The sequence below is a fragment of the Actinomadura sp. WAC 06369 genome (assembly GCF_003947565.1).
Lineage (GTDB): Bacteria > Actinomycetota > Actinomycetes > Streptosporangiales > Streptosporangiaceae > Spirillospora > Spirillospora rifamycini.
On record NZ_QHJN01000002.1, the window covers coordinates 80,927 to 103,178 of the forward strand.

At 74.2% G+C, this 22,252-nt stretch carries 22 protein-coding genes; 13 read left to right on the forward strand and 9 right to left on the reverse strand.

What is annotated here, in order from left to right; translation table 11 throughout:
• Positions 1-74: 74 nt before the first annotated feature.
• A complete protein-coding gene (locus DMH08_RS01420; RefSeq protein WP_026405154.1) occupies positions 75-878 on the forward strand; it encodes an alpha/beta fold hydrolase in 804 nt (267 codons plus the stop codon).
• A gap of 371 nt (positions 879-1,249) precedes the next feature.
• Here the strand turns inward: DMH08_RS01420 and DMH08_RS01425 are convergent, their stop codons facing one another.
• From DMH08_RS01425 to DMH08_RS01435, 3 genes are all read right to left on the reverse strand, one after another.
• A complete protein-coding gene (locus DMH08_RS01425; RefSeq protein WP_125611130.1) occupies positions 1,250-3,559 on the reverse strand; it encodes a glycosyltransferase family 39 protein in 2,310 nt (769 codons plus the stop codon).
• The gene (locus DMH08_RS01430) at positions 3,556-4,854 is read right to left on the reverse strand and encodes a bifunctional glycosyltransferase family 2/GtrA family protein (protein WP_125611132.1); all 1,299 of its coding nucleotides are present in this window, start codon (positions 4,852-4,854) and stop codon (positions 3,556-3,558) included. Before DMH08_RS01430 ends, DMH08_RS01425 begins: the two co-directional genes overlap by 4 nt.
• 78 nt (positions 4,855-4,932) lie before the next feature.
• A complete protein-coding gene (locus DMH08_RS01435; RefSeq protein ID WP_125611134.1) occupies positions 4,933-5,649 on the reverse strand; it encodes a response regulator transcription factor in 717 nt (238 codons plus the stop codon).
• Between the two features lie 127 nt (positions 5,650-5,776).
• Between DMH08_RS01435 and DMH08_RS01440 the strand changes: the two genes are divergently transcribed.
• The 4 genes from DMH08_RS01440 to DMH08_RS01455 all read left to right on the forward strand — a co-directional run bounded on the left by DMH08_RS01440 (position 5,777) and on the right by DMH08_RS01455 (position 10,921).
• Positions 5,777-7,483, forward strand: a complete 1,707-nt coding sequence (locus DMH08_RS01440) for a helix-turn-helix domain-containing protein (RefSeq protein ID WP_125611136.1) — start codon at positions 5,777-5,779, stop codon at positions 7,481-7,483.
• Positions 7,484-7,551: 68 nt separating this feature from the next.
• A complete protein-coding gene (locus tag DMH08_RS01445) occupies positions 7,552-8,970 on the forward strand; it encodes an FAD-binding oxidoreductase (protein ID WP_233617340.1) in 1,419 nt (472 codons plus the stop codon).
• Between the two features lie 42 nt (positions 8,971-9,012).
• The gene (locus DMH08_RS01450) at positions 9,013-9,783 is read left to right on the forward strand and encodes an SDR family NAD(P)-dependent oxidoreductase (protein WP_125611138.1); all 771 of its coding nucleotides are present in this window, start codon (positions 9,013-9,015) and stop codon (positions 9,781-9,783) included.
• A 61-nt stretch (positions 9,784-9,844) separates the two neighbouring features.
• Positions 9,845-10,921 (forward strand): AI-2E family transporter, encoded by a 1,077-nt coding sequence (locus tag DMH08_RS01455; protein WP_125611140.1) that lies wholly within the window; start codon positions 9,845-9,847, stop codon positions 10,919-10,921.
• On the opposite strand, the gene DMH08_RS01460 is transcribed toward DMH08_RS01455, so the two are convergent.
• The 3 genes from DMH08_RS01460 to DMH08_RS01470 form a co-directional block, all read right to left on the reverse strand.
• Complete coding sequence (locus tag DMH08_RS01460) at positions 10,890-12,374, reverse strand: long-chain-fatty-acid--CoA ligase (RefSeq protein ID WP_125611142.1); 1,485 nt, start codon at positions 12,372-12,374, stop codon at positions 10,890-10,892. The two genes, DMH08_RS01455 and DMH08_RS01460, sit on opposite strands and share 32 nt — an antisense overlap.
• On the reverse strand, positions 12,361-13,713 hold the full coding sequence (locus DMH08_RS01465) for a PucR family transcriptional regulator (RefSeq protein ID WP_125611144.1): 1,353 nt from the start codon (positions 13,711-13,713) through the stop codon (positions 12,361-12,363). The genes DMH08_RS01460 and DMH08_RS01465 overlap by 14 nt, the downstream gene beginning before the upstream one ends.
• A 180-nt stretch (positions 13,714-13,893) precedes the next feature.
• Positions 13,894-15,141, reverse strand: a complete 1,248-nt coding sequence (locus tag DMH08_RS01470; protein WP_125611146.1) for a serine hydrolase domain-containing protein — start codon at positions 15,139-15,141, stop codon at positions 13,894-13,896.
• Positions 15,142-15,368: 227 nt separating this feature from the next.
• Here DMH08_RS01470 and DMH08_RS01475 point away from each other — a divergent pair, with 227 nt between their 5' ends.
• A complete protein-coding gene (locus DMH08_RS01475) occupies positions 15,369-15,755 on the forward strand; it encodes a hypothetical protein (RefSeq protein WP_125611148.1) in 387 nt (128 codons plus the stop codon).
• Between the two features lie 33 nt (positions 15,756-15,788).
• On the opposite strand, the gene DMH08_RS01480 is transcribed toward DMH08_RS01475, so the two are convergent.
• On the reverse strand, positions 15,789-15,995 hold the full coding sequence (locus DMH08_RS01480) for a DUF397 domain-containing protein (protein ID WP_026405163.1): 207 nt from the start codon (positions 15,993-15,995) through the stop codon (positions 15,789-15,791).
• A gap of 19 nt (positions 15,996-16,014) precedes the next feature.
• Positions 16,015-16,830 (reverse strand): helix-turn-helix domain-containing protein, encoded by an 816-nt coding sequence (locus DMH08_RS01485; RefSeq protein ID WP_125611150.1) that lies wholly within the window; start codon positions 16,828-16,830, stop codon positions 16,015-16,017.
• 112 nt (positions 16,831-16,942) lie between these two features.
• On the opposite strand from DMH08_RS01485, the gene DMH08_RS01490 reads away from it, so the two are divergent.
• Positions 16,943-17,371 carry an ATP-binding protein gene (locus tag DMH08_RS01490; RefSeq protein ID WP_125611152.1) on the forward strand — a complete coding sequence of 143 codons (429 nt, stop codon included), beginning with the start codon at positions 16,943-16,945 and terminating at the stop codon, positions 17,369-17,371.
• 22 nt (positions 17,372-17,393) lie between these two features.
• On the opposite strand, the gene DMH08_RS01495 is transcribed toward DMH08_RS01490, so the two are convergent.
• Positions 17,394-18,098, reverse strand: a complete 705-nt coding sequence (locus DMH08_RS01495) for a TetR/AcrR family transcriptional regulator (RefSeq protein WP_125611154.1) — start codon at positions 18,096-18,098, stop codon at positions 17,394-17,396.
• A gap of 106 nt (positions 18,099-18,204) precedes the next feature.
• On the opposite strand from DMH08_RS01495, the gene DMH08_RS42275 reads away from it, so the two are divergent.
• From DMH08_RS42275 to DMH08_RS01525, 6 genes are all read left to right on the forward strand, one after another.
• Complete coding sequence (locus tag DMH08_RS42275; RefSeq protein ID WP_267898518.1) at positions 18,205-18,339, forward strand: hypothetical protein; 135 nt, start codon at positions 18,205-18,207, stop codon at positions 18,337-18,339.
• Positions 18,340-18,464: 125 nt separating this feature from the next.
• Positions 18,465-18,671, forward strand: coding sequence for a tautomerase family protein (locus DMH08_RS01505; RefSeq protein WP_026405166.1), 207 nt, complete (start codon positions 18,465-18,467; stop codon positions 18,669-18,671).
• A 166-nt stretch (positions 18,672-18,837) separates the two neighbouring features.
• Entirely contained in the window at positions 18,838-19,596 is a 759-nt protein-coding gene (locus DMH08_RS01510) for an ABC transporter ATP-binding protein (protein WP_125611156.1), read from the forward strand.
• Positions 19,593-20,333, forward strand: a complete 741-nt coding sequence (locus tag DMH08_RS01515) for an ABC transporter ATP-binding protein (RefSeq protein WP_233617341.1) — start codon at positions 19,593-19,595, stop codon at positions 20,331-20,333. Before DMH08_RS01510 ends, DMH08_RS01515 begins: the two co-directional genes overlap by 4 nt.
• A gap of 2 nt (positions 20,334-20,335) precedes the next feature.
• Complete coding sequence (locus DMH08_RS01520) at positions 20,336-21,217, forward strand: branched-chain amino acid ABC transporter permease (protein WP_125611157.1); 882 nt, start codon at positions 20,336-20,338, stop codon at positions 21,215-21,217.
• Positions 21,214-22,248 (forward strand): branched-chain amino acid ABC transporter permease, encoded by a 1,035-nt coding sequence (locus tag DMH08_RS01525; RefSeq protein ID WP_233617342.1) that lies wholly within the window; start codon positions 21,214-21,216, stop codon positions 22,246-22,248. The genes DMH08_RS01520 and DMH08_RS01525 overlap by 4 nt, the downstream gene beginning before the upstream one ends.
• Positions 22,249-22,252: the final 4 nt, after the last annotated feature.

A 22,252-nucleotide genomic window follows, 5' to 3' on the forward strand; every position in this document is an offset into this window, starting at 1 on the left:
CCCCCGCCGCCGGCGGGGGCCGCGTGACCCAGTCAGATCCGCCGCGCACCCCGCGCGAGGCGAAGGGACGGCCAATGCCCATCAGCGTCGTGAACGGCGTCCACCTCAGTTACGAGGAGCACGGGACGGGCGACCCCGTCGTGCTCATCGCCGGCACCGGCGCCCTCGGCCGGGTCTGGCGCGCCCACCAGGTGCCCGCCCTCAACCGGGCCGGGTTCCGCGCGATCACCCTGGACAACCGGGGCGTGCCGCCGTCGGACGTCTGCCCGGAGGGCTTCACCCTGGCCGACATGGTCGCGGACGTCGCCGGGCTCGTCGAGCACCTCGGCGCCGCGCCGTGCCGCGTCGTCGGGGCCTCGATGGGGGCGATCATCGCGCAGGAGCTCGCCCTCGCCCGTCCCGACCTCGTCGCGCAGGCGGTGCTGATGGCCACCCGGGGGCGCACCGACGCGCTCGGCGCGGCGGTCGCCACCGCCGAGCTCGAACTGTTCGACTCCGGGATCAAGCTGCCGCCCCGCTACGAGGCGGTGTTCCAGGTGCTGCGCGGCTTCTCCCGCCGCACCCTGCGCGACGAGCACACCGTCCGCGACTGGCTCGACCTGTTCGAGCTGTCCCCGCTCAGCGCGTCCCTCAGCCGGTCGCAGCTCGCGGTCGACCGGCTGCCGGACCGGCTGGACGCGTACCGCCGCATCGACGCCGAGTGCCTCGTCCTCGGGTTCGCCGACGACCTGGTGACGCCCCCGCACCTGGGCCGCGAGGTCGCCGACCGGATCCCGCGCGGCACCTACCGGGAGATCCCCGGCTGCGGGCACCACGGCCACCTGGAGGACCCCGTCGCGGTCAACGCGGCGATCATCGAGTTCTTCGGGTCCGGCTGACCGGCGAGCCGGTGCGCGCGCCCCGCACGGACGCGCGCACCGGCTCCCCGGCCGTCAGCACTTCGACAGGTCGTACAGCGTGGCGCCGCCGACCTGCGTCGCCGGGAAGGCGGACCCGACCCGCGCGGTGATCCGCCCACGGCCCGGCCGCCGGCAGGACGAGCCGCCACAGCCGCCGCCGGCGCGGTCACCGGGTACACGAGCGCGAACACCGGCACCACCAGGAACGCCTGCAGCATCTTGGCCAGGAAACCCGTCCCCACGCAGGCCGCGGCGAACACCAGCGGTGCGTCCGGGTTGTTGAACCGGAACATGAGCGCCGCCACCGGCGTCAGCGCCTCGGAAGTGTCGAGGTCATGGTGGTCCTCCCGTCAGCCGAGCCGGTAGAGCCCGGCGCCGGACCACGCGGACGACGAGTCGGAAGAGGTCGACGCGGTGCCGCCGTACTCGCTCGGCTGGACGAGCGTCCCGTTCTCCTGCACCCACGCGGTGACGTCCGCGTCGCCGCGTCCGGCGGGACCGCCCATGCCGCCGCCGCCGACGATGTACCGCAGCTCGCCGTCCGCGACGAGCCGCCGGAGCTTCTCGACGGTCATCGCGGGATCGCTTCCGGTGAAGCCGCCCATGGCGATGGCCGCCCGTCCGGTCCGCAGGATGATCTGCGACGCCTCCTGCGCGCTCGGCACCGCCACGAGCCACGTCGCGTCGCCCTGGTTCCGCTCCAGGTAGTCGATCATCCGCGCGTTCACGCCGCCCATGCCGGGCCCGCCGCCGAACGCCGACCGCCCACCCGGCCCACGCCCCCGCCCACCGAACCACCTACCGTCCGGGGGATAGCGCCCAGGCGCGGCGCCGTCCTGGGTGGCGCCGTCCTGGGGGGCGCCGCCGGTCCCAGCGCCGCCGGGCGCGGTGCCGCCGGTCCCAGCGCCCCCGGGCGCGGTGCCGCCGGGCGCAGTGCCGCCGGGCGTGGCGCCGCCGGTCCCAGCGCCGCCGGGCGCAGTGCCGCCGGGCGCGGCCCCGCTTTGCGCGGTTCCGTCGGTCCCAGCGCCCCCGGTCCCAGCGCCCCCGGGCGCGGCGCCGTCGGGCGCGGTGCCTCCAGATGGCGTGCCGTCGGGCGGGGGGCCGCCTTGTGCGGAGCCGTCCATGCCCGGTGGCATGCCGCGACCGCCTCCCGGGCCGCCGCCCGCGGACGGGCCCGCGAGCGGGTTCACGGCGTTCGGGGTCGTCGCGGCGGCCGACACCGCGTAGGCGCCCGGTCCGGCCAGCGCCGCGACGAGCGCGCACATCAGCCCGGCCCGCAGGACGGGACGTCCCGGGCGGGCGGCGCGCGGGAGCCGGGCGGCCGCGAGGGTGGCGACGGCGAGGACGGCGGTCCCGGCGACGGCCCAGCGCAGCCACGGGTTCCAGCCGGGGGTGCGGCCGAGCAGGGTGACCGCCCACCAGCCGGTGACGGCGATGCCCGCCGGGAGGATCCACGCCCACGCGGCCGAGCGGCGCGAGGCGTCCAGCAGGAGGACGGCGCCGCCGCCGGTGAGCGCGGCGATCGCGGGGGCCATCGCGGTCGTGTAGTAGGGGTGGAAGGTGCCCTGCGCGAAGCTGAACACGGCGTAGTGCAGGGCCAGGGAGCCGCCCCACAGCAGCAGCGACGCGCGGGTCGCGTCCGTGCGCGGGCGGCGCAGGGTCAGGGCGAGGCCGGCGGCGAGGAAGATCGCCGCGAGCGGGAGCAGCCAGGAGATCTGGCCGCCGATCGTGTCGTTGAACAGGCGCCCGGCACCGGGCGCGCCGCCGAACCCGGCACCGCCGCCCGGCCCGCCGCCCTGACCGAAGACGCGGCCGAGGCCGTTGTAGCCGAGGACGAGGTCCCGGGCGGTCCCGTCCGTGCTGCCGCCGATGAAGGGGCGGCGGTCCGCCGGGACGAGGTCCACGATCGCGATCCACCAGAAGCTCGACACGGCGAGGACCGCCCCGGCCGCGAGCAGGTGCAGCGCGCGCCGCGCGAGCCCGGGGCGCGCCGCGACCAGGTACGCGAGCGCGAGCGCGGGCACGATGATGAACGCCTGCAGCATCTTGGTGTTGAACCCGCAGCCGACGAGGAGCGCCGCGAGCAGCAGCGGGCGGAGCCGTCCGGTCTCGATGGCGCGCCGGGTCGCCCAGACGGCGCCGGCCAGGAACAGGAGCAGCAGCGTGTCCGGGTTGTTGTCGCGGTTGATCGCGACGGTGATCGGGGTGAGGGCCAGGACGGACGCCGCGACGAGCGCCGCCGGGTGCCCGAAGGGCCGCCGCACCGCCGCGTACAGGACGGCGATGGCGGCGACGCCCGCGGCGGCCTGCGGCAGCAGCAGGCTCCAGGAGCCGACGCCGATGACGCGGGCGAGCAGGCCCATCGCCCACAGCGCCATCGGCGGCTTGTCGACGGTGATGAAGGAGCCGGCGTCCAGGGAGCCGAAGAAGAACGCCTTCCAGCTCTGCGTGCCGCTCATGACGGCGGCCGAGTAGTACGCGTTCGCGTGCCCCGCCTCCGTCAGCCTCCACGTGTAGAGGGCGGCGGCGACGGCGAGGACGGCCCACAGCGCGGGCCGCGCCCAGCGCGGGTCGTCCGGCGCGCCGAGGAGCAGCCGCCGGACGCGTCCGCGCGCGGCCGGTGCTCGCGCGGGCGCCGGGGGGAGCGTGGTCGCGGTCATGACACCGGCCCCCCGGTCTCCTCGGCGGCGTGGGCGCCCCGCGCCCCGGAGCCCCGGGCCAGGCGGCGCGGGTGGAAGATCCAGGCGCGCATCAGCAGGAAGCGCACCAGCGTCGCCGTGCCGTTCGCGGCGACGAGCGCGGCGATCTCCACGGTGCGGGACGCGCCGGGCGCGGCGGCGTGCAGCAGGGCGAGCCCGCCCGTGCCGAGCGCCAGCCCCGTCAGGAACGCCAGGCCCCCTTCGAGTTGGTGGCGGAGCGCCCGCCCGGGCCCGGTGACGCCGAAGGTGAAGCGCCGGTTCGCGGCCGTGTTGCCGACCGCGGTGAGGGCGAGCGACAGGGCGTTCGCCCACAGCGGCCCCATCACCCGGCGGAACAGGACGAACAGGACGAGCTGGGTGATCGTCGAGATGATCCCGACGACCGCGAACATCGGGAGCTGGTGCGCCATCCCGGCGGGCAGCCGGGGCGCGGCCCGCCCGTCCGTGCCCCTCCCCTCGACGGGCGCGCGGAACGCGCCCGTCAGCATGCGGCGGCCCACCCGCGCCATGCCGCGCAGGTCGTCGCGGGCCGTGCGCAGCACGTCGACGCGGCTGTCGGGGTCGTCCACCCAGTCCACCGGGACCTCGTGGATGCGCAGCCCGTTGCGCTCGGCGAGCAGCAGCAGCTCGGTGTCGAAGAACCACTCCTCGTCCTCGACCCGCGGCAGCAGCGCCTGGACGATCTCGGTGCGGGCGGCCTTGAAGCCGCACTGCGCGTCGCTGAACCCGGCGGCGAGCGCGGCGCGCAGCAGCAGGTTGTAGCAGCGGGAGATCGCCTCCCGGCGCGGCCCGCGCACCACCGCCGAGCCCCGGGTGAGCCGGCTGCCGATCGCCAGGTCGCTGTGCCCGGAGATGAGCGGCGCGACCAGCGGCAGGAAGGCGTCCAGGCCGGTGGACAGGTCGACGTCCATGTACGCGACGACGTCGGCGTCGCTGGTGCTCCACGCGTGCCGCAGCGCGCGGCCGCGCCCCTTGAGGTCGAGCCGGACCGCGCGGACCCGCTCGTGCTCGGACGCCAGCCGCCGCGCGACCGTCCAGGTGCCGTCCGTGCTGGCGTTGTCGACGACCGTGACGCGGAACGCGTACGGGAAGGTCTCGGCGAGGTAGGCGTGCAGCCGCCCGATGGCGGCGGCGAGCACGTGCTCCTCGTTGTGCACGGGCACGACCACTTCCACCAGCCGGCCCCGGCCCCCGCCGTCCCGGGGGGACGGGGGAGGCGCGGCGGGCGTGCCCCGTTCGGTGACTAGGTGACTCATGCCGGCCACGTTCACCGGCCCGTGTGGGAACGCCCTGAGGCGCCGGTTAAGCCCGCATGAGGATTCCCGGCGCGGTCCTCATCGGGCCGTCCGCAGCACGTACCCGACGCCCCGGACGGTGTGCACCAGCCGCGGCATCCCGCCCGCCTCCGTCTTGCGGCGCAGGTACATCACGTACACGTCCAGGGAGTTCGACGCGGGCTCGAAGTCGAACCCCCACACCGCCTTCAGGATCTGCTCGCGCGTCAGCACCTGCCTGGGGTGCGCCAGGAGCGTCTCCAGCAGCATGTACTCGGTGCGCGTCAGCTCTAGGGGGCGCCCGGCGCGCGTCACCTCCCGGGTCGCGGTGTCCATCCGCAGGTCGTCGAACGCGAGGACGCCGTCGCGCGCGGGGCCCGCGGCCGCGGTCATCCGGCTGCGCCGCAGCAGCGCCCGCACCCGCGCGAGCAGCTCGTCGAGCTCGAACGGCTTCGCCAGGTAGTCGTCCGCGCCCGCGTCCAGGCCCGTCACCCGGTCGCCCACCATGTCCCGGGCGGTCAGCATCAGGACCGGGACGGCCTCGCCGAGCGCCCGCAGCCGCCGGCACGCCGTCAGGCCGTCCATCCGCGGCATCAGCACGTCGAGGACGACCAGGTCGGGGTGCTCGCGCGCCACCGCGTCGAGCGCCGCGGCGCCGTCGGCGGCCTCCGCGGTCCGGTAGCCCTCGAACTCCAGGCTCCCGGCCAGCGCCTCCCGCACCGCCGGCTCGTCGTCCACGATCAGGATCCGCGCGGCCTCCCGCGTGCCAGATTCCATGCACTCACAGTAATCACCCCGTATCCCCTGCCGGCGCCGGGTACGGGCCTTTCTCACCGTTCTCTCAGGCAACGCTCAACGCTCTCTCACCGAAGGCCCCGGCCGCCCCGGCGGTAGCCTTCACCCGGTGGACACCCGTGAGCTCCAGGCGCTGTACGACCTGGCGCTGCGGCTGTCGGGCGTCCACGACCTGGACGCGCTGCTGCAGGACGTCGTCGCGCAGGCGCGGCGGCTGCTCGACGTCGACATCGCCTACCTCGCGCTGCCCGGCGACGACGGCGCCCTCACCATCGAGGTGACCGACGGGTCGCTCGGGCCGCGGCTGCGCGGCGTCCGGCTCGCGCCCCGGGTGGGCGTCGCCGGGCGCGTCGCCGACCGGGGCGAGCCGGTGCGCAGCGCCGACTACCTCGCCGACCGCGACCTCCTGCGCAGCGACGCCGTCGACCGGGTCGTCCGCGAGGAGGGGCTGCGGACGATCGTCGGCGTCCCGCTGCGGCTGCGCGGGCGCGTCGACGGCGTGCTGATGATCGCGCAGCGGAGCGTCCGGGACTTCACCGGGCGGGAGATGGCGTTCCTGACGTCGCTCGCCTCGTTCGCGGCCGTCGCCATCGCCAACGCCCGGCTGATCACCGGGCACCGGCGGGCGGCCGCCGAGCTGACCGCCGCGAACGACGAGCTGCGGCGGCGCGTGGACGGCGCCGAGCGGGCCGCCCGCGTGCACGGCCGGATGCTCGGCGTCGCGCTGCGCGGCGGCGGCGCCGAGGAGGTCGTGCTCGCGGTGTCCGCCGAGTTCCCCGGGACCGTGCTGCTCGTCGACGACCGGGACCGGCCGCGCGTCGCCGCGTCCGGCGGCGCCGTGCGGACCGCCGCGCCGCCGGCCGGGGACAGCCCCGCCGCCGCGTTCGCCGCCGAGCGCCGCACCCGCCGCGACGGCCGCACCGTCACCGTCCCCGTCGCGTCCGCGCACACCTACTTCGGGGCCCTGCGGGTCACGCCCGACGCGCCGCTGCACGACCGGGACGTCCGGGTGCTGGAGGGGGCCGCGATGACGCTCGCGCTCGTCCTGGTCGTCGAGCGGGCCGTCGGCGACGCGGAGCGGCGCACCGCCGACGACCTCGTGGAGCGGCTCGTCGCGGGCCGCGTCGGCGACGAGGCCGCGTTCGCCCGCCGCGCCCGGCCGCTGGGCCTCGACCCGCGGGTCCCGCACCGGGTGCTGGTCGTCGACGCCGCCGACGACGCCCGCGTCCAGGCGCGGCTCGACGACCTCGTCCGGGAGCACGGCGGGATCGCCGCCCGGCTGCGCGGGCGCCCGGTCGCGTTCGTCCGCGCGGACAAGGACGTCCTGCGGGCGTTCGCGGCGACGCTCGGCGCGACGTGCGGCCTCGGCGGCCCCGCCGCCGGCGCCGCCGGCCTCGCCGCCGCGCACGCCGACGCGGCCGCGTGCGCGACCGTCCTGCGGAGCCTCGCCCGGGAGGGGGCCTGCGCCGCGCCCGCCGACCTCGGCCCCTACCGGTACCTGCTGAGCCGCTCCGGGCGCGCGGACGCCGACCGGTTCGTCCGCGCGACGCTGGGGCCGCTGCTCGACCACGACGAGCGGCGCGGCGGCGACCTCGTGCGCACGGCGGACGCGTTCCTCGGCGGCGGCCGCCGCCACACCGCCACCGCCGCCGCGCTGCACATCCACCCGAACACGCTGTACCAGCGGCTCGACAGGATCACCGCGCTGCTCGGCGCCGGCTGGCGGGACGGCGACCGCGCCCTCGACGTCCAGCTCGCCCTGCGGCTGCACCGCCTCGCCGCCGACCTGGGGGGAGACCCTCCACCGAACCCCTGAGCGGGTGGGGAGAACCTCCATGGCCGACGCGCGCGGCCACCGCATAGCATCGGCTCCCGGAAAGCGAGGTGTGCCCCATTTCTTCCACGCAGGTCGACGTGCTCGCCGCGGCACTGCCCGGCGCGCGCCTCATCACCGACGCCGACGTCCTCGCGGGCCTCGGCCACGACGAGGCCGAGTGGGCGCCGGCCGGCGCGCCGGTCGCGGCGCTGCGGGCGCGCTCGTCCGACGAGGTCGCCCGCGCCGTCGCCGCCTGCGCCGAGCTGCGGATCCCCGTCGTGCCGCGCGGCGCCGGGACCGGGCTGTCCGGCGGCGCCAACGCCGTCGACGGCTGCCTCGTCCTCGACCTGTCCGCGATGGACGCCGTCGTCGAGATCGACGCCGAGAACATGGTCGCGGTCGTCCAGCCCGGCGTCGTCAACGACGACCTGAAGAAGGCCGTCGCCGAGCACGGCCTCTGGTACCCGCCGGACCCCGCCAGCGCGCCCTGGTCCACCATCGGCGGCAACGTCGCCACCAACGCGGGCGGCCTGTGCTGCCTCAAGTACGGCGTGACCCGCGACTACGTCCTCGGCCTCCAGGCCGTCGTGGGCGGGCCCGCCGGCGCCTACGGCACCCGCGTCGACCTCGGCCGCCGCACCACCAAGGGCGTCGCCGGGTACGACCTCACCGGCCTGTTCGTCGGCTCCGAGGGCACCCTCGGCGTCGTCACCGAGGTCACCCTCCGGCTCCGGCCCGCCCGCCGCGACGCGCCCCGCACCGTCGTCGGCGCCTTCGACGACATCGTCGCCGCGGGCCGCGCCGTCGCCGCCGCCACCTCCCGCGGGCTCGTCCCCGCCGCCCTCGAACTCCTCGACCGCGCCTGCCTGGAGGCCGTCGAGGAGTGGAAGCACCTCGGCATCCACCCGGGCGCCGAGGCCCTCCTGCTCGCGAGCGTCGACACGCCCGGCCCGTCCGGCGACGACGAGGCCGCCGCCCTCGCGGCGATCTTCCGGGACGCGGGCGCCGCGTGGGCCGAGCAGTCCACCGACCCCGTCGAGGCCGACGCCCTGTTCGAGGCCCGCCGGCTCGCCTACCCCGCGCTCGAACGGCTCGGGCCCGTCCTGACCGAGGACGTCTGCGTGCCCCGCTCGTCCGTCCCGGCGATGCTGGCCCGCACCGAGGAGATCGGCCGCCGGCACGGCGTCCGCATCGCCACCATCGCGCACGCCGGCGACGGCAACCTGCACCCGCTGCTGATCACCCCGCCCGGCGACGACGCCGCCCGCGCCGCCGCGCAGGCCGCGTTCGAGGAGCTGCTCCGGGCCGCGATCGACCTGCGCGGCACCGTCACCGGCGAGCACGGCGTCGGCCTCCTGAAGCGCGGCGGCATGCAGCGCGAACTGCCCCTCGGCGTCCGCGCGATGCAGCACGCGGTCAAGCGGGCCCTCGACCCGCTGGACCTCTTCAACCCGGGGAAGGTCATCGGCGATGATCCCGACTTCTGATACAAAGGTCGCAAATCGTCGCAGAGTGCCCGGGAGGCCACCGTGGACGCCGAGAAGCTGCGGACCCTGTTCGACCTGACCGGACGCGTCGCGATCATCACCGGCGGCACCCGCGGCATCGGCCGCTCCATCGCCGAGGGCTTCGTCGCCGCCGGTGCGAGCGTCGTGGTCGCCAGCCGCAAGCCCGAGCCCTGCGCGGAGACGGAGGCGCACCTGAAGGCGATGGGCGGCGCGGCCCTCGGCGTCCCGACCCACCTCGGCGACCTCGCCTCCCTGGACGCCCTCGTCGACCGCACCGTCGACACGTTCGGCCGCCTCGACATCGTCGTCAACAACGCCGCGAACCCGCTTGCCCAGCCCATCGGCGGCCTCACCCCCGAGGCGTTCGCGAAGTCGCAGGACGTCAACGTCCGCGGCCCCGTCTTCCTCGTCCAGCGCGCCCTCGACCACCTCACCGAGAGCCCCGGCGCGGCCGTCCTCAACGTGATCTCCGCCGGTGCGTTCATGTGGTCGCCGGGCGTCGCCATGTACGCCGCCGCGAAGGCCGCGATGGCCTCCTACACCCGCTCGATGGCCGCCGAGTTCGCCCCCCGCGGCATCCGCGTCAACGCCCTCGCGCCCGGCACCGTCGACACCCTCATGGTCCGCAACAACCCGCCCGAGGTGCAGCAGGCGATGGCCACCGCCGCCCTGCAGAACCGCATGGCCGACCCCGACGAGATGGTCGGCCCCGCGCTCTTCCTCGCCTCCGACGCCGCCAGCTTCGTCACCGGCCAGGTCCTCCTCGCCGACGGCGGCCTCGTCCCCCACTGACCCCGCCGCACGTCGTCCGCCATCGTGGTTTCGGGGCGGGGGCCGGGGTAGTAGCGGCGGGGTGACCAACGGCAAGGGGTTCGGCGCCGTTCCGGACGTGCTGCGGAAGGCGGCGGCGGTCGCGGCGTGCTTCCTGGTGATCGCCGCGGCCATCGGGCTGCTCGTCTACTTCCTCGTCCTGCTGGCGCCGCTGACCATGGCGGTCATCGCCGCGCTGCTGCTGTCCGCGCTGATGACGCCGGTCGCGCGGTGGACGCGGCGGCTGCGGGCCCCCGCGTGGGCGGGGGCGCTCGCGGGGCTGCTCACCCTGCTCCTCGCGATCGCCGGGCCGGTCGCGCTGGTCACCGGGCAGGCCGCCGACCAGTGGGAGCAGATGCGGCGCGGGCTCACCGAGGGGCTCGACCGGGCCCGCGACCAGCTCGTCAACGGGCCGCTGCCGATCAGCGAGCGGCAGCTGAACAGCGTCGTCGACGCGATCACGCGGGCCGCGCAGCGGTCGTCCCCGGACCCGGTGGCGGGCGCCAGCATGGCCGCCGAGGTGCTGGCCGCCGCGCTGATCGCCCTGTTCCTGCTGTTTTTCATGCTGAAGGACGGCAGGAAGATGTGGTGCTGGATCGTGGGCCTCGCGCCCGAGCGGCGGCGGGAGCGGATCGACGCGGCCGGACGGGCCGGGTGGCGGGCGCTCGTGTCGTACGTGCACGGCATCGTCGTGATCGCCCTCGTGGACGCGGTCGGCATCGGGCTCGCGCTGGTGCTGATCGGGGTGCCGTTCGCGCTGCCGCTGACGATGCTGACGTTCGTCGCGGCGTTCGTCCCGATCGCGGGCGCGATCATCGCGGGCGCGGCGGCGGTGCTCATCGCGTTCGTCGGCGGCGGCGTCACCGACGCGCTGCTCGTGCTCGTGGCGGTGCTCGTGGTGCAGCAGGCCGAGAGCCACCTGCTCCAGCCGCTGATCATGGGACGGACGCTGCACCTGCATCCGGTCGTGATCATCATGGCGGTGACGGCCGGGACGCTGCTGGCGGGCATCGCGGGCGCGGTGATCGCCGTCCCGGCGGTCGCGGTGGTGTACCGGGTGTCGTCCGTGCTGGCGGGCCGCGACGGGCCTACCGCAGCGGCGTCGCCGCGGGAGGCGTGAGCGCGCGCTTGAGGATCTTGCCGGTGGGGCCCGTCGGCAGCTCGTCCAGGAACTTGATCATCCGCGGGTACTTGTAGGCGGCGACGCGGTCGCGCACCCAGGCGCGCAGCTCCGCGGCGCTCGCCGGGGCGCGCAGCGCCACGACCGCGGTGATCTCCTCGCCGACCTCCGGGTGCGGGACGCCGACGACCGCGGCCTGCCGCACGGCCGGATGCTCGTACAGGACCTCCTCCACCTCCCGGGGATACACCGTGTACCCGGCCCGGATGATCACGTCGCGGCGGCGGTCGACGAGGTAGAAGACGCCGTCGCCGTCGACGCGGCCCAGGTCGCCGGTGTGGAACCAGCCGTCGCGGATCGCGGCCGCGGTCGCCGCCGGGTCGTTCCAGTAGCCCTTCATCACGTTCGGGCCGCGCACGGCGATCTCGCCGATCTCGCCCGGCGGCAGTTCGCGCCCGTCGTCGCCGACCACCCGCATCCGCACCCCGTGGACCGGCCGGCCGATCGAGCCGGGGCGGCGGCCCGCACCGCCCCGGTTGGACGCCGCCAGCGGCGACGTCTCGCTCATCCCGTAGCCCTCGATGATCCGGCAGCCGAGCGCGTCGAACGCGCGCAGGACGTCCAGCGGGAGGGCGGCGCCCCCGGACACGCAGCTCCGCAGGAGCGACATGTCGGAGACGGCCGGATGGTCGAGGAGCGCGATGAACATCGCCGGGACCCCGTGGAACACCGTCACGCCGTCCCGCCTGACCGCCTCCAGCGCGCGCGCCGCGTCGAACCGTTCGAGGAGGGCGAGCCGGGCGCCCGCGTGGACCGTCGCGTTCAGCGCGCACGTCTGCCCGAACGCGTGGTACAGCGGGAGCGCGCCGAGGACGACGTCGTCGACGCCGAGCCCGTGCATCCGCGCGACCGTCGCGGCGTTGCCGCCGAGGTTGGCGTGCGTCAGCTCGATGCCCTTCGTCGGGCCGGTCGTCCCCGCGCTGTAGAGGAGCACCGCGGTGTCGCCGCCGGCCGCGGCGGCGATGTCCGGCGCGGGCGGCACGCCGCGCAGCAGCCGGTCCCACTCGCCCGGCACGACGAACATGTAGTCGGTGCGGGTGCCGGCCGTGCCCGCCTCGACGGTCTCCGCGTACGCGTGCCAGGCGATCACCAGCCGGGCCGCGCAGTCGCCCAGGTACGCGGCGACCTCCCGCCGCTTCAGCAGCGGATCGAGCGGGACGGCCACCGCCCCGATCCGCAGGATGCCGTAGTAGACGACGGCGAACTCGGGCACGTTGGGGAGCATCACCGCGACCCGGTCGCCCGGCCTGATCCCGCGCCGCCGCAGCAGCGCGCCCGTCCGCGCGCTCCGCAGCTCCAGCTCGCGGTAGCCGAGCCCCTCCCGGTCGAGCGTGAGGGCCGCGCGCCCGCCGAGCCGTTCGGCGGCGGCCCGGAGCCGCTCAGCGAGATTCATGCGCCGACGGTACGCCGCCGGTCTCGTCCTCCTCATTGGTCGCGGAGACCAGTCTTTCCCGCCCGGGATTGGTGGCCGGGGGCAGCACGTCCTGGAGGGCGATCGCGACGAGCAGGTCGACGAGATCGGTGATGTGCCGCAGGTTCCGCCCGGTCCGCTGCTGGATGCGGCGGAGGCGGTACTGCGCGGTGTTGTGGTGGATCTGGAGGTGTTCGGCGGCGGCGCGCAGGTTGAGGTCGGCGGCGGCGAACGCCCGGATCGTCGCGGTCAGCACCCCGCCGCGCATCCGGTCCTCCTCGAGCAGGTCCAGGACGCGCGGGTCCACCAGGTGGCGCGCGGTGTCGTCCGCCCGCAGCGCCATGTACTCGAACGGGGAGATGCGCGGCAGCGCCGCCACGCCGCCGTCCTCCGGGAGGAACTCCAGCACCGCGCGCGCCTCCTGGAAGGCGCGGGGGACGTCCGCCGCGCCCTCGACGACCGTGCTGATGCCCATCGCGAGCACGATGCCCTCGTCCGCCAGGTCGCGCTGGACGGCCTGGAGCCGGTCGCACAGCTCGCCGGGGTCGCCGCCGGGGCCGAGCACGGGCAGCGCCACGATCTCCGACCGCCGCACGACCGCCAGCGTCCGGTGCCGGCCGACCACGGTGCGGGCGATCGCCGCGCACGCCGCGTGCCGGGCGTCCGCCTCGGCCCCGCCGCCGACCACGACGGCCGCGACCACGGCCAGCGGCGACTCGGGGCCCAGCCCGTGCGCGTGCGCGGTCGCCAGCTGCGGCCCGCGCGTCGGCGCCTCGCCGTCCAGCAGCAGCTCGACCAGGTCGCGGCTCGCCTGGACGCTCTCCGCCGCCGCGTACCGCTGGTACTCCATGTACGCGTTCGCGGCGTGCGTGCTGGCGAAGTCGCAGTACCGCATCAGCGGCGACGCCAGCGTCAGCGCCGCCTCCTGCCCGGCGACCGAGCGGCCCGCGTGCGCCACGACCGCCTCCCAGAAGACCTGCTGGCCCACCCGGAAGGCGTTGATGTAGTCGGCCAGCGTGCACCCGGCCCGCGCCCGCCGCATCGACGCGCGGCGGCTGAACGCGATGTCCCCGAAGGTGACCGTGCGCTCCTCCAGCAGCACGGCGAGCTTGGTGCGGTAGTGGCGGCCGACCTGCTCGCGGACGTCCGCGAGGAAGTCGTCCGACCGGTCCGCGTACGCGGGGATCTCCGCCCGCATGGCGGCGACGGCCCGGTCCGCCAGTTCGTCGACGATGGTGAGGAGTTCGGCGAGGATCCGTGAGCGTTCGGTGCGGACCGTGTCCGCACCGGTGAGCGTTCCCGTGCTGAGACCACCGGACATGCCCGGATGATTCCTGCCGTTCCCGGCAGCGTCAACGGCCTGTGACAACTCCGAGACGCGCGCTGTTCTCGGCGGACAACTCCCCGCCCCGAGCATGGGTGGCCGCGCCCAACACCGAGGACGGGCGTCCGGCCGCCGTGCGCGCCGTGCCGGCGCCGCCCGCGACAGGGGCATTTCGACTCAGCCGCCACCACCTCCGCCGCCGGGCGCAGCCCCGGTGACGGCCTGTGTCTCCCGCCCGATCATCTCCTGCATCGGCACGCCGTCGCAGTTGCCGAGGATGACACCGACCCAGCCGGTGTCCGGGTAGATGTCCCAGTTGGCGCTGACACCGGCATTGCCGCCGGCGCGCTGGTACAGCCACTGGCCGCTGACGATGGAGACCGGGATCCCGTATGCCCCGAATGACCTCGGTCCGTGGGGGATCTTGGCCCCGGTGAGCACGTCGGCCCAGGGACGCTCCAGCACCGTGCCGTCGTCCAGTGCGTGGGCGAACCGGACCAGATCCGGTGCGGTGGCGAAGCCGCCGTCGCCGGGGGCATCGATGAAGCTGCGGCCCGGGTTCTTGCCCAGGACGTGCGGGTGCGGGCTGCTCTTGTCCAGATTACGGACCGCGTCCACCACGCTGCCGTCCGCCAGCGTCATGTACGGGTGCGCGATGTGCTCGTCGGTGAGCCACTGCGGCCGGGTGTAGAACGCCGAGCCGGTCATGCCGCAGCGCTCGAAAATGTTCTCCTGGACGTAGTCCCAGTACGTCGTGCCGGTCACGGCCTCCACGATCAGCGCGGGAATGGTGACCTCCGCCTCCGCGTGTGCGGCGCGGGGCACGCCTGGGACGCCCACCAGTTTCGCCTGCCGGGCACGCTGCTTGTAATACTCGTGCACCTCCTCCCGGCTCTGGAAGACGCGTTGCACGTTCTCGTCCGGGCTGTCCAGCCCGGAGGTGCCGGACAGCAGGTGGTGGATGGTCACCTGCTCGGCGATGTTCCCGGCGAAGCCCTCCAGGTGGGTGCCCACCGTGTCCGACAGTTTCAGCTTGCCCTGCTGCGCCAGCTGCAAGATGGCCACTGCATGGAACGGTTTGCCCGCCGAGCTGAGACTGAACGCGATGCCTTCGTGATTGCGGATCCCCTTCTCCTCATCGGCCATGCCGTAGCTGCGGGACAGCACCGTCCGGCCCTTGTACGACAACAGCACCACGCCGGAGAACTTGCCCTCGGCGGCAAGCTTCGCCACGTACCGGTCGTAGGCTCCGCCGGGACGGGTGGCCGGTGGGATGTCGACCGGACGGCGCCGTCCCGCAGCCACGGCACGCTCGGAACGGGAGCCCATCAGCGGCGCGCCGGCCGCCACCACGCCGGCGGCCGTCAGCCCGCCCCACCCGAGCAGCCGCCGCCGATTGACACCACGTACGGATTCCGAGCCCATGATCACGGTCCTTTCCCGATCGACGAATCGACCGTTGCGGGTCTACCGGCGACCGCCGTCGGCAACCGATCACCCGCCATGTGTGTCCAGTGCCTCCACTGAAGACGGAAGACTGTTGCGGTGGCGTATGCGGTTTTCGATACGCCCGCGATACACCGAACCCACGGCAGCCCCGATGACGCCGCACGCCACCGGAGGACTCAAGGCGGGGGAATCGCACGGCGGGCGTGCAGGTGCTGCCGCCGCTCGTCCTGTCCGGCACCGACAAGATCGCCGACGCGACTTCCGAGGACGCCGCGAAGGCAGGATGTGCTTACGCAGTGGACGACGGCGTCCCGCCCGGGCCGGACCGGGTCGGGCGCGAGATCACCGGTTCGGCCGGCCGCCCGGACGCCGTGGCGTTCATGCCGATGCGCGCCCAGCGCGGCAAGCGTGCCTCACTGGCGTTCCCGGTCCGGCAGTCGGGTGAGCGCGACCTGTGGCAGGAGGCGGAGGACGCGTTTCGCTGGTGGGACGGCCTCGGCCGCCCGGTCGCCGACCGCTGGGGCCTGACCGTCACTCCGCAAGGCCAGTTCGTCTGGCTCGACACGGAAGGTCACCGGATCGGCCGGTAACGGCACGGCGCGAACCCAGCCGGGCGTTCCGGCTCAGGCCAGGTCGAACCGACCGCCTCGCGCCTCAGCCATGAACGCGGCCCACGCGTCGGGGGTGAGCGTGAGGTGCCCGGCGTCCGGAGCCTTGCTGTCGCGCACCCCGATGTGGGCGGCCAGGTTGGCGATCTCGACGCACGCGCCGTTTTGCTGGCTGCGCTTGCTGGTGCGCCAGACTGCACGGGACAGGTCTGTCGATGTCATCCCGCGTCTCCTCGGATGGTTACGAAAGCTCTTTTATGGCTGTATTTAGCATATCCCGCGTGTCATCCGGGCTGAGAGCGACCGCGCGGAGGTGGTCGAAGGCGGTGCTGTACTGCTCGACCTCCTCGGGCTTGTCCACCCAAAGGTTGCCGCCGATGGTTTCCATGTAGGCGACATCGACGTCGGTGGGGCGTGGAAAGCCCAGAACGATGAATGGCCCCGTTGTAGCCGGGTGCGCTCCCACCCCGAACGGGACGATCTGAATGGTGGTCTTGCCTTGGGCTGAACGCTCCAGGTGCTGAAGCTGGGTGCGCATCACTTCCGGGCCGCCGATGCGCCGCCGGATCGCGGCCTCATCGAGGATCGCCCAAAGCTGGGGGCGATCCGGCCGGGTGAGGAGCTGTTGACGATTGATACGCACCTCAAGGCGCCGCTGGATCTCCTCGTCCTCAAGCTCCAGCGGTCCACCACGGATGAGGGCCTGCGCGTAGCTCTCGGTCTGGAGCAACCCAGGGACGACGGCGAGTTCGAACGTTCGGATGGACGATGCTTCCGATTCCATGCCGATGTAGAACTCGTACTTGCTGGGCAGCACGTCGCGATAGGAGTACCACCAACCACGTTTCCGTGCCTCCTTGGCGAGTTGGAGCAGCGCTTCTCGCGGGCCGAGGTCGGTAACTCCGTATATGTCCAGCATGGCGCGAACGTCGTTGGGGTGCGGTCCGGTACGGCCCGTCTCGATCCTGAAGATTTTGGTCGGATGCCAGTCGAGTCGGTCCGCCGCCTGTTCCTGCGTTAGTTCGGCCGATTCCCGGAGTTGCTTGAGTTCGATCATGAGTTGACGGCGGCTGCTGGGCCTACGTGTGGGGCCTTTCGGCCCGATTCCCGGCCGGTGCGGGCGCGGACGGGACGTGGCGTGCGGCGTCCGCGCTGGTGAGGGGCGTCCGATGAGGGGCTGGGACGGTCACGGGGCCGGGCGGATCACGGGTGGCGGCGGGGGCGTGGACGTGCGGGCGGTGCGGCGCTGGGTGCGCCGCGAGGTCGTCCGGCTCGGCGCCGACCGGGTGGATCTCGCCGACCTCGACCTGCTGGTGGACGAGATCGCGACGAACGCGCTGCGGTACACCGACAGCAGGCGTCCGGGCGGCGGTGTGCGGGCGGCCGTCCTGACGGCCGTCGACCGGGTGCGGGTCGAGATCACCGACGACGGCGGGGCGGTGTCGCTGCCGGTCGTGAAGGTGGCGGCGGCGGACGCTTGGGCCGAGTGCGGCAGGGGGCTGGCGATGGTCTCCTGCCTGTCGGACTGCTGGGGCTTCGACGTCGGCCGGGAAACGGGACGTCCGGTCACGGTGTGGTTCGAGATCGCGCGGCGGTGACGTGCGGCGCGTGACACCGCTGTCATCGCTCGCCGCGCTGCGTGATGCGCTCGAGCCATCGCAGTAGGAGGGCGATCTCTGCCGGCTCCAGGGCGTCGGTCCCGACGAGATCGAGCTGCGCGTGCAGGTGCAGCGCGGTGGTGGGGAGCGTGTCGGCGTCGTCCCGGGCGGTCGCTGTGGTCAGGACGTGCGCGAACACGGCGTCGCGCATGCGGTGGGACGGCGCGGGGTCCTCGAACAGGGCCGGATCGGCGATGTGGTCCAAGGCCGTTCCGACGTTCGCCGACAGGATGAGCCGCGCGGCGGTTCGCGGCGCGAGCTTCAGCGCGCCCGCCGCCGCGCACCGCGTGAGCGTCGCCACCAGCAGATCCATCACGCGGTCTCGCGCCGTCGAGCGCGACCACGGCCGCGGGGTGAACATCAGCTGGTAGAGGGCCGGGTTCGCCTGCGCGAACGCCATGTGGCCGTCCCAGCCGGCGTGCAGGTCGGCGACCGGATCGCCGGTCCGCTCCTGGGCGGCCTTGAGGACGGTGTACCGCTCGTAGCCGTGGTCGGCGACGGCGTCGAGCAGCCCGCGCTTGTCACCGAACAGCCGGTACAGCACGGGCTGGCTCACGCCGACCGCCTCGCAGACCGCGCGCGTCGCGATCTCGTGGTCCGAGGACGACGCCAGCTGCCGCTCCGCGGCCTCGATCATCGCCGCGCGAAGCGGGTCCGTCTCCGTCATGCGATCAACGATACCGCCTAACGCTATCGATGATAGGAAGCGTGCTACCGTCGTGGCGTAACGACGATATCGATATGCCGTATCGCTGATAAGAGGGAGGGATGTCATGAGTGAGCAGGCGATCACGGCGTCCGGTGGTCGGGCGCCCGGGGACATCGCCGAGGTCGTCTCCTTCCTGGCGAGCCCGGCCGGGCACCGGGTCACCGGGCAGGTCGTGCGCGCGAACGGCGGGGCCATCTGACGGCCGCGGCGCGAGAGGTCATCGAGCCGACGGGCCGACCGCGCCGCACCGCCGTACCTGCGTGGCCGAGGGCCTCCCGCCCCCGGACGCCTCCAACCGAATCACCACACGAAGGGGTCATCATCATGCCGTTCGCCAACCTCAAGGTTCCCGCCGACACCCTGAAGCCCGAGTCCAAGAAGAAGCTCATCGACGCCGTCACCGCGGCCTACGTCGACGTCTACGGCGAGCGGGCCCGGGCGACCACGCTGGTTCTCGTCGAGGAAGTCCCCGATGGCGGCTGGGGCCTCGGCGGCGACGTCCTCACCGCCGAGATGCTCGGCCGCAGCTGACACTCCGCCGGGAACCGGGCCGGGCGGGGGACCGTCCGGCCCGGGACGCCCGCTGTTCTCCGCGGACAACTCCCCGCTCACAGGTTGGGTTCCCGCGCCCAATGTGCGAGGTGAGCGCGGATTTTACGCTGACGGCCCCTGTACGGAACGCGGTTCGGGAGGCCGGATGCTGGAGGTGCGCGGGCTCACCGTCCGCTTCGGCGGGATCACCGCGCTGGGAGGCGTCGGGTTCGCCGTCGACCGCGGTGCGATGGTCGGGCTGATCGGGCCGAACGGCGCCGGCAAGACCACCCTGTTCAACTGCCTGACCAGACGGTACGACGCCGACGAGGGGGCGATCTCCTACGAGGGGCGCGACCTGCTCGGGGTCGCGCCGCACGCGATCGTGGGGCTCGGCATCGCCCGCACGTTCCAGAACCTCGGCCTGTTCCCGCGCATGTCCGTCCGGGACAACGTCCTCGTCGGCGCGCACCACCGCGGCCGCGCGGGGTTCACGGGCGCGAGCCTGCGGCTGCCGTCCGTCCGGCGGGAGGAGGCGCGGCTGCGGGGCGAGGCGGCCGGGCTGCTCGAGCGGCTGGACCTCGCGGACGTCGCCGACCATCCGGCGGCGGGGCTGCCGTTCGGCACGCTCAAGCGGGTCGAGCTGGCGCGGGCGCTGGCCGCCCGGCCGCGGCTGCTCCTGCTGGACGAGCCCGTCAACGGCCTCAGCCACGGCGAGGTCGGGGAGTTCGCGGGCCTGCTCCAGACGATCCGGGACGACTTCGACGTGACGGTCATCGTCGTCGAGCACCACATGGGCTTCGTCATGGGCACCTGCGACCGCGTTGTGTGCCTCGACTTCGGCAAGAAGATCGCCGAGGGCCCGCCCGAGGACGTCCAGCGCGACCCGGCGGTCATCGAGGCGTACCTCGGAGCCGCGGCATGACCGAGCGGAGCGAGGACATGAGCGCCTTCCTCACCGTGGACGACCTCCGCGCGGGCTACGGGGACGTGCGGGTGCTGCACGGGGTGAGCCTGCGGGTGGGCGAGGGCGAGATCTGCGCGATCCTCGGGCCGAACGGTGCAGGCAAGACGACGCTGCTGCGCGCGCTCTGCGGGATGGTCAAGGGCCGTGGCGACGTGCGTCTGGACGGGGCGCCGCTGGGCGGCCGCTCGCCGGACGCCGTCGCGCGGCGCGGCGTCGCGCACGTGCCGGAGGGGCGCGGCACGTTCGTCCCGCTGACGGTCGAGGAGAACCTGCGGCTCGGGGCGTTCGCGCGCCGCGACCGCGCCGCCGTCCAGGCCGACCTGGACCGGGTGTACGGCCACTTCCCGGTGCTGCGGGAGCGGACCCGGCAGGCCGCCGGGAGCCTCAGCGGCGGCGAGCAGCAGATGCTCGCGATCGGCCGCGCGCTGATGTCCCGGCCGCGCCTGCTGCTGCTGGACGAGCCGTCCCTCGGCCTCGCGCCGCTGGTCACCCGGGAGCTGTTCGGCATCGTGCGGTCGATCAACGAGGAGGAGCGGACCACCGTGGTCGTCGTGGAGCAGAACGCGCATCTCGCGCTGGGCATCGCCGATCAGGCGCACGTGCTGGAGAGCGGGCGCATCGCGCTGTCGGGGTCGGCGGCGGACATCAGGGCGGACGAGCAGGTCGCGCAGTCCTACCTCGGATACCGGATCTAGCCGTGGCCGACTTCCTGCAGCAGTGCGTGGCCGGGCTGAGCGCCGGCGCGATCTACGCGAGCCTCGCGCTCGCGCTCGTCCTGATCTACCGCTTCACCGGGATCGTGAACTTCGCGCAGGGCGAGCTGGCGATGTTCGCGACGTACATCGCGTGGACGTTCATCGACGCGGGGCTCCCGTTCTGGCTCGCGCTGCTCCTCACGCTCGCGATCTCGTTCGCGGGCGGGATGCTGATCGAGCGGGTGATCATCCGGCCGGTCGAGGGCGCCCCCGAGCTGACGATCGTGATCGTCACGGTCGGCCTGTTCATCTTCGTCAACGCCGCCGCCGGCTGGATCTGGTCCTTCTTGATCAAAGACTTCCCGAACCCGTTCCCCGACGGCGCGCTGCGGGCGGGCGGGGTCAGCGTCGGCTACGCGACGCTCGGGATCCTCGCCGTCGTCGGCGGGGTGATGGGCCTGCTGTACCTGCTGTTCCGGCACACCAAGATCGGCCTCGGGATGCGCGCCGTCGCCGCGAACCCCGAGTCGGCGCGGCTGGTCGGGATCCGGGTCGGGTGGACCCTCGCGGTCGGCTGGGGCCTCGCCGCGATGGTCGGCGCGGTGTCGGGCGTGCTCGTCGCGCCGCTGCTGTTCCTGGAGCCGAACATGATGGGCGGCGTCCTCATCTACGCGTTCGCCGCCGCGACCCTCGGGGGTTTCGACAGCCCGCTCGGCGCCGTCGTCGGCGGCCTGGTCGTCGGCGTGGCCGAGACCCTCGCGGGCGCGTACGTCGACGCGATCGGCTCCGACCTGAAGATCGGCGTCCCGCTGGCGATCATCCTGGGCGTCCTGCTGCTGCGCCCGCAGGGCCTGTTCGGACGTCCGGCGGTGGAGCGCGCGTGAGGAGCGAGATGGGGACGAAGACGGCCGGGGCCCGCGTCGACCCGACGGCCCGCGACCGGGCGGCGGCGTTCGCCGTCCGGCACTGGCGCGCGATCCTGGCGGGCGTCCTGCTGCTGGCGGCGCTGCGGGCGCCGTTCGAGCTGGTCCCGTTCCGGGTGTTCCAGCTGACGATGGTGATGGTGTACGCGGTCGCGCTGATCGGGCTGAACCTGCTGGTGGGGCACGCCGGGCAGATCTCCCTCGGGCACGGCGCGTTCTTCGCCGTCGGCGCCTACGGGACGGCCGCGATGATGTTCCACTGGGACGTCCCGTACCCGCTGACGTTCCCGCTCGCGGCGGCGCTGACGTTCGCGATCGGGCTGGCGCTGGGCGTGCCCGCCACCCGGCTGCGCGGCCTGTACCTGGCGCTCGTCACCCTCGCCATCGCGATCTTCCTGGTGCCGCTGCTCAAGCGGTTCGGGTCGGTGACCGGCGGGTCGATGGGGCTGACGCTGGAGAAGCCCGCGCCGCCGTCCTGGACCGGCCTCGCCCCCGACCAGTGGCTCTACTTCCTCGCGCTCGCCGGGACGGTCCTGGCGTTCGCGGTCGTGCGGTTCCTGCTCCGCTCCCGCGTGGGCCGCGCGCTGCACTCCGTCCGCGACAACGAGACGGCCGCCGAGGTGATGGGCGTGCGGCCGGCGGCGTACAAGCGGCTCGCGTTCGCGTGGAGCGCGCTGTTCGCGGGGGCGGCGGGCTGCCTCTACACGTGGACGATCGGGTTCGTGTCGCCCGACTCGTTCACCGTCAACCTGTCGATCACGCTGCTCGCCGCGATCGTGGTGGGCGGCCTCGGGTCGACCGCGGGACCGCTGCTCGGCGGGCTGTTCATGATGTTCGTGCCGAGCCTCTCCCAGGACATCAACGAGGCGGCGCCGGGGGTCATCTTCGGCCTGCTGATCATCGCGGTGATGTACCTCGCCCCGACCGGCCTGGCCGGACTGCCGGGACGCGTCGCGCCGTGGACGACCGACAAGATCCTCCGGAAGAGGTGACGCA